The sequence below is a fragment of the Hydrogenophaga sp. genome, from assembly GCF_050182545.1.
GTDB lineage: Bacteria > Pseudomonadota > Gammaproteobacteria > Burkholderiales > Burkholderiaceae_C > Hydrogenophaga.
In genome coordinates this window covers 172,488-187,079 of record NZ_JBFXCD010000008.1, presented here as the reverse complement: position 1 = coordinate 187,079, position 14,592 = coordinate 172,488, and the positions used below count along the sequence as shown (strand labels likewise).

At 64.4% G+C, this 14,592-nt stretch carries 22 protein-coding genes; 18 read left to right on the top strand and 4 right to left on the bottom strand.

What is annotated here, in order from left to right:
* From AB7P10_RS11165 to AB7P10_RS11150, 4 genes are all read right to left on the bottom strand, one after another.
* A partial coding sequence (locus tag AB7P10_RS11165; RefSeq protein WP_428293922.1) for a hypothetical protein occupies positions 1-518 on the bottom strand: 518 nt, incomplete at its 3' end.
* A 142-nt stretch (positions 519-660) separates the two neighbouring features.
* Positions 661-1,089 carry a thermonuclease family protein gene (locus tag AB7P10_RS11160; RefSeq protein ID WP_428293921.1) on the bottom strand — a complete coding sequence of 143 codons (429 nt, stop codon included), beginning with the start codon at positions 1,087-1,089 and terminating at the stop codon, positions 661-663.
* Positions 1,090-1,104: 15 nt separating this feature from the next.
* Complete coding sequence (locus tag AB7P10_RS11155; protein ID WP_428293920.1) at positions 1,105-1,785, bottom strand: hypothetical protein; 681 nt, start codon at positions 1,783-1,785, stop codon at positions 1,105-1,107.
* Positions 1,782-2,519 carry a helix-turn-helix domain-containing protein gene (locus AB7P10_RS11150; protein ID WP_428293919.1) on the bottom strand — a complete coding sequence of 246 codons (738 nt, stop codon included), beginning with the start codon at positions 2,517-2,519 and terminating at the stop codon, positions 1,782-1,784. Before AB7P10_RS11150 ends, AB7P10_RS11155 begins: the two co-directional genes overlap by 4 nt.
* 84 nt (positions 2,520-2,603) lie before the next feature.
* Here AB7P10_RS11150 and AB7P10_RS11145 point away from each other — a divergent pair, with 84 nt between their 5' ends.
* From AB7P10_RS11145 to AB7P10_RS11060, 18 genes are all read left to right on the top strand, one after another.
* Positions 2,604-2,852: a hypothetical protein gene (locus tag AB7P10_RS11145; protein WP_428293918.1), complete on the top strand. Its 249-nt coding sequence runs from the start codon at positions 2,604-2,606 to the stop codon at positions 2,850-2,852.
* A gap of 140 nt (positions 2,853-2,992) precedes the next feature.
* A complete protein-coding gene (locus AB7P10_RS11140; RefSeq protein WP_428293917.1) occupies positions 2,993-3,316 on the top strand; it encodes a hypothetical protein in 324 nt (107 codons plus the stop codon).
* On the top strand, positions 3,313-3,597 hold the full coding sequence (locus AB7P10_RS11135) for a hypothetical protein (RefSeq protein WP_428293916.1): 285 nt from the start codon (positions 3,313-3,315) through the stop codon (positions 3,595-3,597). The genes AB7P10_RS11140 and AB7P10_RS11135 overlap by 4 nt, the downstream gene beginning before the upstream one ends.
* Complete coding sequence (locus AB7P10_RS11130; RefSeq protein ID WP_428293915.1) at positions 3,597-3,842, top strand: hypothetical protein; 246 nt, start codon at positions 3,597-3,599, stop codon at positions 3,840-3,842. Before AB7P10_RS11135 ends, AB7P10_RS11130 begins: the two co-directional genes overlap by 1 nt.
* Positions 3,835-4,749, top strand: a complete 915-nt coding sequence (locus tag AB7P10_RS11125; protein WP_428293914.1) for a hypothetical protein — start codon at positions 3,835-3,837, stop codon at positions 4,747-4,749. The genes AB7P10_RS11130 and AB7P10_RS11125 overlap by 8 nt, the downstream gene beginning before the upstream one ends.
* On the top strand, positions 4,746-5,696 hold the full coding sequence (locus AB7P10_RS11120; RefSeq protein WP_428293913.1) for a phosphoadenosine phosphosulfate reductase family protein: 951 nt from the start codon (positions 4,746-4,748) through the stop codon (positions 5,694-5,696). Before AB7P10_RS11125 ends, AB7P10_RS11120 begins: the two co-directional genes overlap by 4 nt.
* 2 nt (positions 5,697-5,698) lie before the next feature.
* The gene (dnaB, locus tag AB7P10_RS11115) at positions 5,699-7,114 is read left to right on the top strand and encodes a replicative DNA helicase (RefSeq protein WP_428293912.1); all 1,416 of its coding nucleotides are present in this window, start codon (positions 5,699-5,701) and stop codon (positions 7,112-7,114) included.
* Positions 7,111-7,599 (top strand): hypothetical protein, encoded by a 489-nt coding sequence (locus AB7P10_RS11110; RefSeq protein WP_428293911.1) that lies wholly within the window; start codon positions 7,111-7,113, stop codon positions 7,597-7,599. Before dnaB ends, AB7P10_RS11110 begins: the two co-directional genes overlap by 4 nt.
* Positions 7,596-7,760 (top strand): hypothetical protein, encoded by a 165-nt coding sequence (locus AB7P10_RS11105; protein ID WP_428293910.1) that lies wholly within the window; start codon positions 7,596-7,598, stop codon positions 7,758-7,760. The genes AB7P10_RS11110 and AB7P10_RS11105 overlap by 4 nt, the downstream gene beginning before the upstream one ends.
* A complete protein-coding gene (locus tag AB7P10_RS11100; protein WP_428293909.1) occupies positions 7,757-8,227 on the top strand; it encodes a DUF1367 family protein in 471 nt (156 codons plus the stop codon). Before AB7P10_RS11105 ends, AB7P10_RS11100 begins: the two co-directional genes overlap by 4 nt.
* The gene (locus tag AB7P10_RS11095; RefSeq protein ID WP_428293908.1) at positions 8,224-8,523 is read left to right on the top strand and encodes a hypothetical protein; all 300 of its coding nucleotides are present in this window, start codon (positions 8,224-8,226) and stop codon (positions 8,521-8,523) included. Before AB7P10_RS11100 ends, AB7P10_RS11095 begins: the two co-directional genes overlap by 4 nt.
* Positions 8,520-8,738: a hypothetical protein gene (locus tag AB7P10_RS11090; RefSeq protein WP_428293907.1), complete on the top strand. Its 219-nt coding sequence runs from the start codon at positions 8,520-8,522 to the stop codon at positions 8,736-8,738. The genes AB7P10_RS11095 and AB7P10_RS11090 overlap by 4 nt, the downstream gene beginning before the upstream one ends.
* On the top strand, positions 8,735-9,256 hold the full coding sequence (locus AB7P10_RS11085; RefSeq protein ID WP_428293906.1) for a hypothetical protein: 522 nt from the start codon (positions 8,735-8,737) through the stop codon (positions 9,254-9,256). The genes AB7P10_RS11090 and AB7P10_RS11085 overlap by 4 nt, the downstream gene beginning before the upstream one ends.
* Positions 9,253-9,498, top strand: a complete 246-nt coding sequence (locus AB7P10_RS11080; protein ID WP_428293905.1) for a hypothetical protein — start codon at positions 9,253-9,255, stop codon at positions 9,496-9,498. The genes AB7P10_RS11085 and AB7P10_RS11080 overlap by 4 nt, the downstream gene beginning before the upstream one ends.
* The gene (locus AB7P10_RS11075) at positions 9,495-9,884 is read left to right on the top strand and encodes a terminase small subunit (protein ID WP_428293904.1); all 390 of its coding nucleotides are present in this window, start codon (positions 9,495-9,497) and stop codon (positions 9,882-9,884) included. The genes AB7P10_RS11080 and AB7P10_RS11075 overlap by 4 nt, the downstream gene beginning before the upstream one ends.
* Positions 9,881-11,245 (top strand): phage terminase large subunit, encoded by a 1,365-nt coding sequence (locus AB7P10_RS11070; protein WP_428293903.1) that lies wholly within the window; start codon positions 9,881-9,883, stop codon positions 11,243-11,245. Before AB7P10_RS11075 ends, AB7P10_RS11070 begins: the two co-directional genes overlap by 4 nt.
* A gap of 98 nt (positions 11,246-11,343) precedes the next feature.
* Positions 11,344-13,428, top strand: coding sequence for a portal protein (locus tag AB7P10_RS11065; RefSeq protein WP_428293902.1), 2,085 nt, complete (start codon positions 11,344-11,346; stop codon positions 13,426-13,428).
* A 63-nt stretch (positions 13,429-13,491) separates the two neighbouring features.
* Positions 13,492-14,466 (top strand): hypothetical protein, encoded by a 975-nt coding sequence (locus AB7P10_RS11060; RefSeq protein ID WP_428293901.1) that lies wholly within the window; start codon positions 13,492-13,494, stop codon positions 14,464-14,466.
* The last annotated feature ends 126 nt before the right edge of the window (positions 14,467-14,592 follow it).

The following is a 14,592-nucleotide window of genomic DNA, read 5'->3' as shown; positions in this document are numbered from 1 at the left end:
GAAGCGTCCACGGCAGCGGACCAGGCAGCGTCCCAGGCAGCGACCCCGGCAGCGTCCCCGGCAGCGGCCGCATCGGTGCGCACGGCTTCAAGCGCCGGCATCAACGATGGGCATTGCAGGAAGTCGGTGATCTCTGGCAGGGTTTCGAGCAGCGCGGCCTGCTTGTCCAACTTCGCGAGGCGCAGCCATGCTGGCGTATAGGTGCGGATCAGCCAATCAGCCGCCATCGTCGAGCGGCGCATTTCCACGTCGGGCGTGGAGCGCGTGCCGACGATCAGCGGAATCAGCGGTTTGAGCAGGCGGTCGCGGTCGGCGTCGGTGGGAAGGCCGTCATTCCACGAAACCATGAACGCCGTGATGACCGGGCATGCACACTGCGGCGCATCGCTCCACTCTTCACCAGCCACGTAGGCCACGGCCTCCATGACGCAGGCATTGATGTCTTCGTTCGGGACGTGAGAACCCGACCTGAGCGGGAACTGCTGGATGCGCTCCAGGCGCTGGGTGTCGATCTGCATCTGCTCTCTCCGTTGATGGCCCCGGTGTGGAGCCGATGGAGAGAATTAAACACGACGTTTAAACAGAAGTCAACATGACGTTTAAGAAATTTTCAACACTGCGAATGGACAGGCGTGAAAAAGCCCGCTCTCGGCGGGCTGGTCAGGGTGTGGGCTTTCGTCGCCAGTCCCATGGCGGGATAGGAGAGGGGCCGCCCCAAAGGCCCGCGCCCTCGCCGCGCGCCGTGTCCTGTGCACTTGCGATGGCTGGATCCGTCAGATAGCGGGTGTAGGCCCAGGCCATGCCGGCGCGCACCTGCTGCAGGTTGGCGTCCTTGCCCTGGCATTCAACGCGCGCCACGGTGCGGCCGTATCGGTCAGTCGTGGCGGGCCTGATGGTGGCCGTTTGCTGGAAGCACAGGCTGGCCAGGTGCTGGCGGCTGCGGTTGCCGAAGGGCTGTGCCTTCTCTGGCGCGTCGATCTCGGCCAGGCGCACCTTGACCTGCTGATAGGCTCCAGGCTCACCACAGCGAGCGGTGAGAGTGTCGCCGTCAGCAATCGCGACCACCAGGCACAGAAGAAGGGAGCTCATGGTGGCTCATCGGGGTTATCGACAGGTGAGCAGTGAGCCGTCGTAGAAAAAGACCAAGCTGCGGGCGCCAACCTCATAGTGATCCTTTCCCGCTTCACGAATTTGGCCGTGGGCGCCAAGCCGCTTCATGCGCTCCGAGCGAGAAATGTTCGGGGCGCAGTGGTCTGGTAGATCAGGTTTCTCCTTTGGAGCTATTGCTGCAATTGGCGCTGTTTCTATGGTCCATGAAACATCAACTTCGGCAATTCGGGCATATTTTTCCATTCCGAAGAACTGTGAGCTTTGATATTCCAATCCAGCCTTTTCACCCTTGTCATTCAAAATTGCGGTAAAAGCAGATAGTGGGATTCGCTCCTCATGCAACTTAAACCCATCTGCGTCTGCGAAGCTGACCGTAATAGCACCATCCCGATTGCGTGCTGCCAAGCGCGGGTCGGTTAAAAAAGTTGGCGCTCCAACAAAGTTGGCGAAGAGGTACATGCTGTCGTCTACGAGCTTGGTTCTGGCCATCATATTCATCCCAAGGTGCTGCGAGAGATCCTTGGTCCAAACCTTTGTGACTTCAAAAGGCTCAGCTTGCCGCTTCTTGTAGGCCTCAAAGCTGTAATTCGCAATTGCGCCCAGCAGCGCCAAAGCCACTACTGCTACGACGAGTGCGACCGCAATCTTTGCGGCACCTCTGAAAAATTCCTTCACAGCTTTCCCCTCGTTTGATATTCAACAACTTTGCCGATTACTCGCACGTTGGGATCGTCGATCTCCACCGTGGGATAGGTGGGGTTGAGCGGCTTCAAATACCACCGCCCCCCGTCTGACACCAGGCGCTTGAAGGTCGCCTGCTGGGTGGCGACGTCCTTGGCGATCACGAAATCGCCCGCGTCGGCCGAGCGGCCGGGGTCCACGATGATGACGGTGCCCTCAGGGAAACTGCGATCTCCCGGGATCGGGTTGGTCATGCTGTCACCAGTCACGCGCAGGGCGAACGAGTTGTCGCCCGGGCGGGTGTCATATGCATCGGCCCACTCGTCTGCCTCACCGGGGTGGAACTGGTCCTCGATCGCGCCCCAGGAACCCGCCTTCACCCACGAGATGAGCGGCACACGGCGCTTTCGCTCAACCGCTTCCACGTTGTAGTCGGCTTGACGCTCCTGCGCAGACCATGGCGCATCGGCGGCTTTGTGCGACGGGCTGTCCGGGTTGGGCGCCAGCATGTCTCCGTTCCCATTCAGGATCCAGATGGCGCTCACGCCGAGCTGGTCCTCAACCATCAGGGCGCCGGGCTTCGAGATGCCACGGCTCTCCCAGTTCTTCACGACCTGCGGCGAAACGTTGAGCAGTCGCGCCAGAGCTGACTGTCCTGTCACCCCTTTGAGGTCTTTGGCCGCCCGGTACAGGCGGGCAGTGGCGGGGTGCATACCGGGTTCTGTCATGGGGGAAATTGTCCGGGGACTAAACAACGCGTTGTTAAACGGCATGTTTGACTTTTGTTTAAACGCGTTGTTTAATCGTCCCTCATGGACCAACCCGACAACACCCACCCCGACGCCGGCCTGATCAAGGACCTCGGCGGCCCCGCAAAGCTGGCCGAAATCCTCGGCTACGACAAGGCCGCTGGCGGTGTCCAGCGCGTCCAGAACTGGACCACGCGCGGCATCCCTGCGGCCGTGAAGGTCCAGCGCCCAGACCTGTTCCTCGGCCGGCAGGTGGTTGCAGAACCCGCACCCAGCGGCATCACACCCGAGCCCACAGGGCAGGGGGCTTGAACACAACGAGAGGCTGGTGGTCGTCATGGCCGCCAGTCTCTTTTTTTGGGCCACCCCAAGGTCCTCAACAGTTCTCAACAAGGTTGCGCGACTGCATGAACCAACTTTCACTCCCGAACGAAATCCGCCCAGAAGAAGTGATGCGCAAGCAGACCCTGGGCGGTGCCATTGAGCTCTGTGCCGAGCTGGGTGGCTACTCCCTGGACAAATCCCTGCAGCAGGAGCTGGGTGTGGACAAGGCCCAGTTCTCGCGCTGGCAGTCCGGCACCGAAGGCGTGCAGTGGCCCAAGTTCGAGCTGCTGATGGACAGGTGCGGCAACGACGCGCCAGTGCTCTGGATGCTCCACCGCCGCGGCTATGACCTGCACAGCCTGCGCCGGCGTGAATCGGACGTGGAGCGAGAGAACCGCCTGCTGCGCGAGGAAGTTGCCGCGCTGCGCCGCGTGATCGGGAGCCCAGCATGACCGACATCTACTGGCCCGGCACCACGATCCCGATCAGCCGCGGCAACGGCTTTGACCTTGCCGCCCGCATGGCGCGCGGCCCCAGCATCTTCTGCAACCTCACCAGCAAGCAGGCCAAGGCCGGCTCCCTTGGTGGGGCGCTCAGTTCCTCCACGGTGGCCACGGTCGCAGGGCTGTCCAAACGGGCCCAGGCCGAGCTGAACAAGGCGCCCAAGGCCATCACCCTGGGAAAGCTCTCCGACACCGACAAGCGCCTCAAGGCGAGGAAGGCGGCCATCTGATGAGCGACCTTCTCGAATCCGAGCTGCGCCTGGAGCAGCACATCAAGGACTGCGGCGAGCGCATGGCCGCTGCATTCAAGGCCGGTGACCGCAAGGAGGCATGCGAGTGGCAGGGCCGCATGTACACCGCCATCCGAAGCCGCACACCTGAGCACCAGGCTCGCCTGAGCGCGCGCATTGACTCGGCCATCTGGTTTCAGAGCGAGGAAGCGCTGGAGATGGGAAGGGTGCCACCTGATGCGTGACTACGCCAAGCTGGCGCCCACCTTCTGGACAGGCGAAACCGGGAAGGCCCTTCGCAGGGCTGGCCCCGAAGCGGTCATCGTTGCCCTGTATCTGGTCAGCTCCCCCCACTCGAACATGCTGGGCTTGTACTACCAGCCGGTGCTGTACATGGCCCATGAAACCGGGTTGGGCATCGAAGGGGCTTCGAAGGGGCTTCAAGGATGCACCGCATGCGGCTTCTGCTCTTACGACGCCGACAGCGAAATGGTGTTCGTGCACGAGATGGCCCGCTGGCAGGTTGCCGACTCTCTTTCAGAGGGGGACAAGCGCTGCAAGGGCCTGCAGAAAGACTACGAATCTCTGCCCGCCAATCCGTTCCTGGGCGACTTCTTCGATCGCTACAGCCAGGCCTTCCACCTCACCCGGCGCCGCTCGATCGAGGTGGAAAAGCAGGAAGTTGGTGACCTGTTCGGACAAGGGGCATTGCAAGCCCCTTCGAAGCCCCATCGAAGCCAAGAACAGGAGCAGGAGCAAGAACAGGAGCAGGAGAAAAAGCCTTCGGCTTCGTCGCCAGCCAAGCTGCCGACCTGCCCGACGCAGGACCTGATCGACCTGTACCACCTGCTGCTGCCTGGCTTGCCGAAGGTCCGGCTGCAGACCTCTGGCCGCACGAAGGCACTGCGCAAGACCTGGGACTGGTGCCTGACCAGCAAGCGCGGCGACGGCACACGCCGGGCTGAAACCGCCGAGCAGGCGCTGGCGTGGTTTCGCGAGTACTTCGAGCGCGCCAGCCTCAACGACTTCCTGATGGGCCGCACGCCGCGCGCCGGTGAGCACGCGAACTGGCAGTGCGACCTGGACTTCCTGCTGACCGAGCGCGGCATGAAGCACGTCATCGAGAAAACCAACCCTGGAGACACCCCGTGAACATCATTCACTGTGTCTCTGTGTCCGGTGGAAAGGACAGCGCCGCCACAGCCATCGTGGCGTTGGAAACCCAGCCGCGCGAGAGCCTGCGCTTCGTCATGGCCGACACCGGCAACGAGCACGAGCTGACGATGGAATACCGGCTCACCATGCAACGGGTGCTGGGCATCGAGATCGCCTTGATCCGCGCCAACTTTGACCGGGAGATTGCCGGCAAGCGCGAATACGTCCTGACTCACTGGGCCGCCAAGGGCGTGCCGACATGGGTGGTGGAGCGCGCGGCCGCCATCTTGGTGCCCACGGGAAACCCGTTCCTGGACTTGTGCATCTGGAAAGGCAGGTTCCCATCGCGCCGCGCGCAGTTCTGCACGCAGCACCTGAAAACGCTGCCGTTGGTGGAGCACCAGCTGGGCTTCATTGAGCGTGGCGAGGCCGAGGCGGTCTGGTCTTGGCAGGGCGTTCGCCTCGACGAGAGCGATGCACGCCGAGTCAAGCACCAGGGCACGGGCGCGTGCGTGCGCTCATTCGATGTCATGGGAGGCGGCATCTTCAATCACCGCCCGATCCTGCGCTGGAACGTGCACGACGTGTTCCAGGCGCACCGCCTGGTCGGCCTGCCGCCGAACCCGCTCTACACCCAGGGCATGACCCGCGTCGGCTGCATGCCGTGCATCAACAGCAGCAAGGACGAGCTGCTGGCCATCAGCAAGCGCTTCCCAGAAGTCATCGCGCGCATCGCCGAATGGGAACGCCTGGTCGGCCTGGCGTCGAAGCACGGCGCTTCCAGCTTCTTTCCGGACCCTGACCGCGACGCCCACCTCGACAAACGAGGCATTCACAAGATGGTGGAGTGGTCGAAGACGAAGCGCGGCGGCCAGCTCATGGACTGGATCCGCATCACCGAAGAACCTCAAGCGTGCGAGCGCGCGCATGGACTGTGCGAATGAACATGAACGAACCCTTCGAACCTATCGGCGAGGCCCTCTACGAAGGCGTGCAGCTCCGCGTGCCGCCGCACAGCGTGGAGTCGGAAAGCTCGGTGCTGGGCGCGCTCCTGCTGGACAACAGCGCCTGGGACCGTGTTGGCGACGTGCTGACTGTGGAGGATTTCTACCGCCACGAGCACCGCCTGACCTACTCGGCGATTGCCTCGCTGGTCAATGCCAGCAAGCAGGCCGACGTGGTGACCGTGTTCGAACACCTGCAGCGCCACGGGAAGGCTGGCGAGGTTGGCGGCCTGCTGTACCTGAACCAGCTCGCTCAGTACGTGCCCAGCGCGGCCAACATCCGCCGCTTCGCCGAGATCGTGCGGGAGAAGGCCATCCTGCGCCGGCTGGTGGCGGCCAGCGACGAGATCGCCACGCGGGCATTCAACCCGGGCGACGTGTCGGTGGCGGAGATGCTGGACCAGGCGCAGCAGGCCATCTTCGCCATCGGAGACCAGGGCGCGCCGCGCGACGACTGGCAGGACAGTGAGGCGGGCGTGACGCAGGTGCTCGACGACATCCAGGCGCGCCACGACGGCGACGACGACTTCACGCCCACGGGCTTGAAGGACCTCGACGACAAGCTCAACGGTGGCGTGCGGCCCGGCAATGTGGTGGTGATCGCCGCGCGCCCGTCCATGGGCAAGACCGCGCTGGCGCTGACGATCGCCGAGCATGTGGCGACGAACGAGGGCCTGCCGGTGGGCGTGCTGTCCATGGAGATGCCGAAAGCCGAGGTGCAGAACCGCCGCGTGTCGATGCGCTCGGGCGTGCCGTTCCACAAGATCCTGCGGCCGGAGCGGATGAACGACATCGAGTGGTCGCAAATGGCCGCCGGGGTGGAGACATTGACGCGGGTGCCGCTGTACGTGAGCGACCAGACCGCGCTGACCATCAACCAGGTGCGCGCCAAGGCCCGCGCGCTCAAGCGGCGCCACGGCCTGCGCCTGCTGGTGGTGGACTACATCGGCCTGATGGAGGGCACGGACAAGAAGGCGAACCGTGCCACGCAGCTCGGCGAGGTGAGCAGGGGGCTCAAGGCGCTGGCCAAGGAGCTGGACATGTCCATCCTGCTGCTGGCCCAGCTCAACCGGGAGGTGGAGAAGCGCCCCGGCATGCGACCCATCCTGGCCGACCTGCGCGAGTGCGGCGACATCGAGCAGGACGCCGACGTGATCGTGTTCGTGCACCGACCGTTTCACGTGAAGCCGGACCTGGGCGAGGAGTGGAAGCACTACGCCGAGCTGATCGTGGGCAAGAACCGCAGCGGCACCTGCGGCTTGATCGACGCGCACTTCGCCGGCGCCACGATGCGCTTCTTCGACTGGTCAGGCGACAAGCCCACCTCGATGGTGCGCACGAAAGGCGGTGACCTGTGAACACCCTTGCCCTTGACCCTGGCCCCACCGAAACCGGGTGGGTGATCTTCGGCGGCGGCGTTGTGATGCACAGCGGTGTTGTGCCGAACGCCGAGGCGCTGGAGCGCCTGCAAGGTGACTGGTCGTTCTACGCGCACCACCTCGCAATCGAGATGATTGCCAGCTACGGCATGCCGGTGGGCAGGGAGGTGTTCGAGACCTGCGTTTGGATCGGCCGCTTCATGCAGGTCTGGAAAGACCCGGAGGCGGTCGAGTTGGTGTACCGCAAGGACGTGAAGATGCACCTGTGCGGCACGCCGCGCGCCAAGGACCCGAACGTGCGGCAGGCCATCATCGACCTGTTTCCGGCAACCGGCGGCGGCAAGTGCGCGCAGATCGGCACGAAAGGCCAGCCAGGGCCGCTGTACGGCGTCAGCAGCCACGCATGGCCGGCGCTGGGCGTTGCGCTGACGGCCCAGGCGAGCAGGAAGGCGGTGCCGGCATGAACCCCGCCGACTTCGACTTGCAGCCGTCTGACGTGCCCCAGCCCAAAGAGGTGGACGAAGACCTGGCCAGCCGCGACTGGCCCATGCCGCCGGTGAAGCCCTGGGCCCCGGCACCGCGCAAGGAAACGCTGCGCGAGCGCATCGCGGAGGTGTTCCGGTGAGCAAGCTGGTGATCATCAAAAACGACCAAGGAAAGCTCGAAGGCATTGACCCGGCGGGCCAGCGCGCCTACCAGAAGTGGCGCCGCCTGGTCACCGACCTGCCGGTGGGCCAGACGCTGAGTTTCAGCTACCGCATGCCGCGCAGCCCGGCGCACCACCGGCTGTTCTTCGGGAAGCTCAACAACCTGCTGGCCCGCACCGAGGCATTCACGAAGCTGGACGACCTGCGCCGCTGGCTCACCTTGGGCGCCGGGTATGCCGACCTGATCCCGGGCCTCGACGGCCAGCCCAACGCCATCCCGCAGTCCCTGGACTTCGAGAGCATGGACGAAGCCGAGTTCGGGGAACTGCACCGGCAGGTGGATGCGTTCCTCTGGTCGACCCGCGCCCAGCAAACCCTCTGGCCCCACCTCGACGACGAAGCCCGATACCGGTGCGTTGAGAGCTTCATGCGGGAGTTCGAATGAGGTCGAAGAACAAGCCCGCCCCCACGGTCGCCGAGGCGGAATACATCCGCTACGTGGCAAAGCAACCCTGCTCCGTATGCGACCAAGGGGGAGGCGAAGCCGCCCCATCCGAAGTCCACGAGATCAACCAGGGCTGCTGGTGGCTCTCCATCGCCCTGTGCGGTGACTGCCACCGGGGATCGTTCAACGGCCTGCACGGCCAGCGCCGCATGTGGCACCTCAAGAAGCTCGACGAGCTCGGCGCACTGGCCATCACCATCCGCCGGGTGTTCGAGTGTGCGGGGAGGCTGTCGTGAACAACATGAATGTGATCGCCCTGCCGGCATCAACGAACTTCACGCCCGAGCAGGCGCTGAACTCTGCGCTGAGCCACGACCTGGCCGACGTGCTCGTGATCGGCTACGACCAAGACGGCGAACTGGTCATCCGGTCGTCACGCATGACGTGCGCCGAGGCGGCATTCCTGTGTGAGAAGGCCAAGAATTGGGCCTTGACCGGAGGGCAGCTATGACCCTGGACGACATCAAAGACCGGTGCTTCATCACAGAAGAAGGTTGCTGGGAATGGCGCGGCGCGCTGAGTGATGGGCGGTGGCCTCGCGTGCATGCACCGAACCACAGCAAGCCCGGAAGCCCCAAGGAGGTCCAGGGGGGAAGAAGGGCGGTCTGGCAAATCGCGACCGGCAAGCCGATACCCAAGGGCTGGCGGGTTTTCGGCACATGCAACTGCGAGACCTGCCTGAATCCAGAGCACATGGACAGTGGCACAACCGCCAAGGTCGGCCGTTTCACCCGCAGGACGGGTCGTTTCAAGTGCAACCCAGCTCGGATCGCGGCGAATCGAAGGCTCGGGCGCAACCGGGCAGCTCTCACTGCAGAACAGGTAGCCGCCATCCAGCAGTCGGACGAGCCCGGAACCGTCTGGGCGAAGCGGTTGAACGTGTCACGCCAAACCGTGAGCAGGGCCAGGAACGGCCTGATGGTCTCCCTCGCTTCCGCCAACCCCTTTGCCGGATTGGTGAAGCCATGAAGCGCGGCATGGAACGCCTAGGCAGGGACATCAGCATCGAGCGAGCCAAGCGCGGCTGCTTCCAGAAGAAGATGTTCAAGACCCGCAACCAGGCGCGTGACTGGGCCATCGTGGGTCAGAAGAAGCACGGAAACGCAGCGACGGAGCCTTATCGTTGCCACCTGTGCGGGCATTGGCACCTGACCAAGCTGCCCAAAAACGCCCAGGGAAAAGCCCGGGCGAGGAACTGGAAGGACCAATGAACCCATTGACACCGAAACAACAGCGCTTTGTGCAGGAATACCTGGTCGATCTGAATGCGACCCAGGCCGCCGTCCGCGCCGGATACAGCCCAAAGACCGCCGAGCAGCAGGGATCGCGGCTGTTGGGGAATGCGAAGGTTGCCGCTGCAGTGGCCGCTGGCCGGAAGCGCCTGGCCGCGAAACTGGATCTGACCGCCGAGAAGGTCCTGGCCGACATCGAGCGCATCGCGAACAAGGCCGAGCGCGCCAAGCGGTACGGAGACGCCCTGAAGGGGAAGGAACTACTCGGTAAGCACCTCAAGCTCTTCACCGAGAAGCACGAGCACGGTGGCGTCGGCGGAGGGCCGGTGCAGTTCCAGATCACCGGCAGTGAGGTGGCGCATTGAGCTTTACGCCCACCGCCAAGCAGAAGGAAGCCATCGACGGCATCTTGGCCAGCCTCGCGGCCACCTGGTTGATGCTGTTCGGAGGCGGGCGCAGCGGGAAGACGTTCATCATCCTGCGCACCATCGTGCTGCGCTGCCTGAAGGCGCCGGGCTCGCGCCACCTGATCGTGCGCCTTCGCTTCGTCCACCTGAAGGCCTCGATCATCGCGGATACCTTCCCCAAGGTGATGCGCATCTGCTTCCCCGGCGTGCACTACGTGCTCAGCAAGAGCGACTGGAACGTCAAGTTCGACGGCGGCTCGGAGATCTGGTTCGGCGGCCTGGACGAGGGCGACCGCATGGAGAAGCTGCTGGGCATGGAGTTCGCCTCGATCTACTGCAACGAGTCCAGCCAGATCAGTTGGAACGGCGTGATGTTGCTGCTCACCCGCCTGGCTCAGAAGGTCATGCAGGTGCTGCCCGACCGCGCGCCAGTGCCGCTGAAGCTGCGGTTCTTCTTCGACTGCAACCCGCCGAGCAAAGCGCATTGGTCGTTCAAGGTGTTCAAGCAGAAGGTGAACCCCGAGACCAAGGAGCCGCTGCCCGACCCTGAGAACTACGCCTGCTTCCAGATGAATCCGCAGGACAACGAAGAGAACCTGTCCGCGGAGTACCTGAAGACGCTGGGCGGCCTGTCGGCACGGATGAAGCGCCGGTTCGTGCATGGCGAGTTCTCGGACGCCACGCCGAACGCCCTATTCGATGAGGTGATGATCGATCAGTGGCGCGTTGCCGACGGCGAGACCTTGCCCGACTTCGTGCGCGTGGTGGTGGCGGTGGACCCATCCGGCGCCAGCGACGACGAGGCCAACGCCGACAACGACGAGGTGGGGATCGCGGTCGATGCCCTGGGCACAGATGGTAGGGCCTACCTGCTGGAAGACCTGACCGTGAAGGGCGGGCCGTCGACCTGGGGGCGCGTGGCGGTCGAGGCGTACATGCGGCACCAGGGGGATGTGATCGTCGGCGAGACGAACTTCGGCGGAGGCATGGTCAAGCACGTGGTGCAGACCGCCGCCTCGAAGGCTGAAACCCGCGTGCACTTCAAGATGGTCACGGCCAGCCGAGGAAAGGTCCAGCGCGCGGAGCCATTCTCCGCGCTGTACGAGCAGGGCAAGGTGCGCCACGCCGGGCTGTACCCGAAGCTTGAGGACGAGTTGTGCGCCTTCTCCACCGGCGGCTACACGGGGCCGAAGTCGCCGAACCGTGCCGACGCGCACATCTGGGCGCTGGCCGAACTGTTCCCCGCCATGACCAAGCCACCAGCCAACCCGCCAGCACCGGAACCGCTGCCCATAGCGTCGGCCTGGCGTCGTCGGTAAACTCCACGGCATCGCAACGACCGGCCCGCCCGGTCCGCTGAGTATGTCGAGCCGCCAGCAGCTCATCTTTCCCGCAAGGGGGATGACCAATGGCTCGCATGTCCAAGCAACGGCGTCTGGAAGAAATCCACACAGACGCGCTCCTCGAATTCGACGAGATTCAGGCCGCCAGCCGCGAAGAGCGCTTGCAGTGCCTGCAGGACCGGCGCTTCTATTCGATCACCGGCGCCCAGTGGGAGGGTGAGCTCGGCGAGCAGTTCGAGAACAAGCCGCGCTTCGAGTTCAACAAGGTGCACTTGGCGGTCATCCGGATCTTCAACGAGTACCGCAACAACCGCATCACCGTCGATTTCCAGCCCAAGGACGGCTCCAGTGACGAGCTGGCCGACACCTGCGATGGACTGTACCGCGCCGATGAGAAGACCTGCACCGCGGACGAGGCCTACGACAACTGCTTCGAGGAGGGTGTAGGCGGTGGCTTCGGCGCATGGCGCATGCGGGCCTGCTACGAAGACCCGGACGACGACGACAACGAGCAGCAGCGCGTCGTCATGGAGCCTATCTTCGATGCCGACTCCACGGTGTTCTTCAACCTGGGCGCCAAGCGCTACGACAAGGCCGACGCCGAGCGCTGCTACGTGCTGACGCCGTACCCGCGCCGCACATACATCGAGACATTCGGGGACGACCCGGCAAGCTGGCCGCACTCGATCAATCAGCAGGAGTTCGACTGGTGCACGCCCGACCTGGTGTGGGTCTGCGAGCTGTACCGCGTCGAGGAAGAAACCGAGCTGGTGCGCTTCTTCCGCAGCCTGGTGGACGGCGAGCCCGACATGCAGGTGTCCGAGGACGAGATCGACGCCGACCCGGAGATGCTGGCCGAGCTGCTCGCCACCGGCTTCCGTGAGGTGCGCCAGAAGCGCGTGCGCCGCCGCAAGATCATGAAGTACACGATGAGCGGCGGGCACATCTTCGCCACCGGCGAGCACAAGCCCCAGCAGATCGCCGGGCGCTGCATCCCGATCATCCCGTTCTACGGCAAGCGCTGGGTCGTCGATGGCGTGGAGCGCTGCATGGGCCACGTGCGGCTGGCGAAGGACGCTCAGCGGCTCATGAACATGCTGCTGTCCTGGCTGGCGGAGATGTCGGCCCGCTTCGACATTGAGAAGCCCATCTTCTCGCCCGAGCAAATCGCCGGCCATGCCCAGATGTGGGCGCGCGACAACATCGAGAAGTTCCCCTACTTGCTCGCCAACGCGCAACTGGACGAGAGCGGCAACGCAGTCCCGGGCACGCAGGCGCCAGTCGCCTACACCAAGGCCCCGAACATCCCGCCCGCGATGGCCGCGCTCACCCAGGTAGCCGAGCAGGCGCTGCAGGACTTGCTGGGCAACCAGCAGGCCGGCGAGCAGATGCAGCCGAACCTGAGCGGCAAGGCCGTGGAGCTGATCCAGAACCGCCTGGACATGCAGGTTTTCATCTACATGTCCAACCTGGCGAAGTCGATGAAGCGCAGCGGCGAGGTGTGGCTGTCGATGATGAAGGACATCGCGGTCGAAGAAGGTCGCCGCATGAAAGTCATAGACGAGCATGGCAAACCTTCAAGCGTGCTGATCAACCAGCCCGCGTACAACCCGGAAGAGGGCCAGCAGTTCATGCAGAACGACCTGACGAAGGCCAGCTTCGACGTGGATGTCGAGGTCGGCCCCAGCAGCAGCAGCCGGCGCGCCGCCACGGTGCGCGCGCTCACCGGGATGATGCAACTGACGCAAGACCCGGAGACGCTGGGCGTACTGAACAGCCTGGCCATCATGAACATGGAGGGCGAAGGCCTGTCCGATGCGCGCGACTACTTCCGGGCCAAGCTGGTGCGCGGTGGCGTGGTGAAGCCCTCGAAGGAAGAGAAGGCCGAGATGGAGGAAGAGAAGGCCAACGCCAAGCCCGACCCGCAAGCCGCTGCCCTGCTTGGAATGGCGGAAGAGGCCACCGCGAACGCTGCCGCCGCGCGCGCGAAGACCGTGCAGACCATCGCCGATGCAGACCTCAAGCGAGCCCAGACAGCCAAGACCATGGCCGAGACCATGGGCGAGGAAAACAGCCAGATGATCGCCAGCGTGCAGGCCCTGCAGGACATCGCATTCCAGAGCCAGCAGCAGGCGCCGGGCCCCTCTATCGGCTTCTGAAATCACGGGCGGGAAGGTCACGTCAAAGACAATCGGCGCACCTGAACTTACCCAGAGACCACCATGAATCTTCGCCTCGTCCAATTGCTCAAGCTGCACGGCCTCTACTGCGCACCTGCTGGCGATGATGGCGCTGCGTCTGGCACCGGCACTGATGTCGACGACCAGCCGGCTGGCGAGGGTGAAGGAGGCGAAGCTGGGGCAGGCGGTGACCCAGATCCGGATGCAGACGCCGCCAAGGCTGCTGCTGCCGCTGCTTCTGCCGAAGAAGCTGAGGCCGAGGTGGTTGTCACGCTGGGCGAAGAGGTTCCACCGGAAGAGGAAGACCCGGCCCGCGCGCCCGACTGGCTGCGCGACCTGCGCAAGTCCAACCGCGACAAGGACCGCCGCATCCGCGAGCTGGAAGCCGAGCGCGCTGCCCGCGGCACGACCAGCGAGAGCGCTGCCATCGTGGTCGGAGAGAAGCCCAAGCTGGAAGACTTCGACTACGACGGCGAGAAGTTCGCCACGGCACTGGAGTCGTGGCATGGCCGCAAGGCCCAGGCAGACGAGCAGCAGCGCAAGCGCGACGAGACCCAGAGCCGCGAGCGCGCGCAGTGGACCAGCCGCCTCGACGCCGTGACGAAAGCCTCTGAAGGCCTCAAGGTGCGCGACCATGAGGACGCGACCGCCGCATTCGAGGGCGTGTTCTCCATGATCCAGCAGGGCATCGTGCTCGGCGGCCCGGACGATGCAAAGACCTCCGCCATGCTGCGCTATGCCCTGGGCAAGAACCCGGCGAAGGCGCGCGAACTGGCGGCCATTCAAGACCCGGTGAAGTTCGCTGTTGCCCTGGGCAAACTGGAGATGCAATTGAAAGTCACCCCCCGCAGGACGGCTCCCGCACCCGACGCCAAGGTCAGTTCCAGTGTTGCAGGCGCGACGGCTGTGGACAATCAGCTCGAGCGGCTGCGCGAAGACGCGCGCCGCACCGGCGACTACAGCAAGGTCGCCGAGTACCGGCGCCAGCAGGACAAGAAGGCTGCTGCAGCCAAGTAAGAATCGCGCCACGGCGCACAACGGGATCGCCCACCGAGACGGGCAGTGAGGTGGCCACCGTCCGGCCCTGAGCGGATGAGTAAAGCAAGCGCGGCATTGCCGCATCTGTTCACTCATCTTTCAGGA

Bases quoted from the DNA above. Each gene is read 5' to 3' on its own strand.
- AB7P10_RS11160 (WP_428293921.1), bottom strand. From the start codon at position 1,089: ATGAGCTCCCTTCTTCTGTGCCTGGTGGTCGCGATTGCTGACGGCGAC.
- AB7P10_RS11150 (WP_428293919.1), bottom strand. From the start codon at position 2,519: ATGACAGAACCCGGTATGCACCCCGCCACTGCCCGCCTGTACCGGGCG.
- AB7P10_RS11145 (WP_428293918.1), top strand. From the start codon at position 2,604: ATGGACCAACCCGACAACACCCACCCCGACGCCGGCCTGATCAAGGAC.
- AB7P10_RS11140 (WP_428293917.1), top strand. From the start codon at position 2,993: ATGCGCAAGCAGACCCTGGGCGGTGCCATTGAGCTCTGTGCCGAGCTG.
- AB7P10_RS11135 (WP_428293916.1), top strand. From the start codon at position 3,313: ATGACCGACATCTACTGGCCCGGCACCACGATCCCGATCAGCCGCGGC.
- AB7P10_RS11130 (WP_428293915.1), top strand. From the start codon at position 3,597: ATGAGCGACCTTCTCGAATCCGAGCTGCGCCTGGAGCAGCACATCAAG.
- AB7P10_RS11125 (WP_428293914.1), top strand. From the start codon at position 3,835: ATGCGTGACTACGCCAAGCTGGCGCCCACCTTCTGGACAGGCGAAACC.
- dnaB (WP_428293912.1), top strand. From the start codon at position 5,699: ATGAACGAACCCTTCGAACCTATCGGCGAGGCCCTCTACGAAGGCGTG.
- AB7P10_RS11105 (WP_428293910.1), top strand. From the start codon at position 7,596: ATGAACCCCGCCGACTTCGACTTGCAGCCGTCTGACGTGCCCCAGCCC.
- AB7P10_RS11095 (WP_428293908.1), top strand. From the start codon at position 8,224: ATGAGGTCGAAGAACAAGCCCGCCCCCACGGTCGCCGAGGCGGAATAC.
- AB7P10_RS11085 (WP_428293906.1), top strand. From the start codon at position 8,735: ATGACCCTGGACGACATCAAAGACCGGTGCTTCATCACAGAAGAAGGT.
- AB7P10_RS11080 (WP_428293905.1), top strand. From the start codon at position 9,253: ATGAAGCGCGGCATGGAACGCCTAGGCAGGGACATCAGCATCGAGCGA.
- AB7P10_RS11075 (WP_428293904.1), top strand. From the start codon at position 9,495: ATGAACCCATTGACACCGAAACAACAGCGCTTTGTGCAGGAATACCTG.
- AB7P10_RS11065 (WP_428293902.1), top strand. From the start codon at position 11,344: ATGTCCAAGCAACGGCGTCTGGAAGAAATCCACACAGACGCGCTCCTC.
- AB7P10_RS11060 (WP_428293901.1), top strand. From the start codon at position 13,492: ATGAATCTTCGCCTCGTCCAATTGCTCAAGCTGCACGGCCTCTACTGC.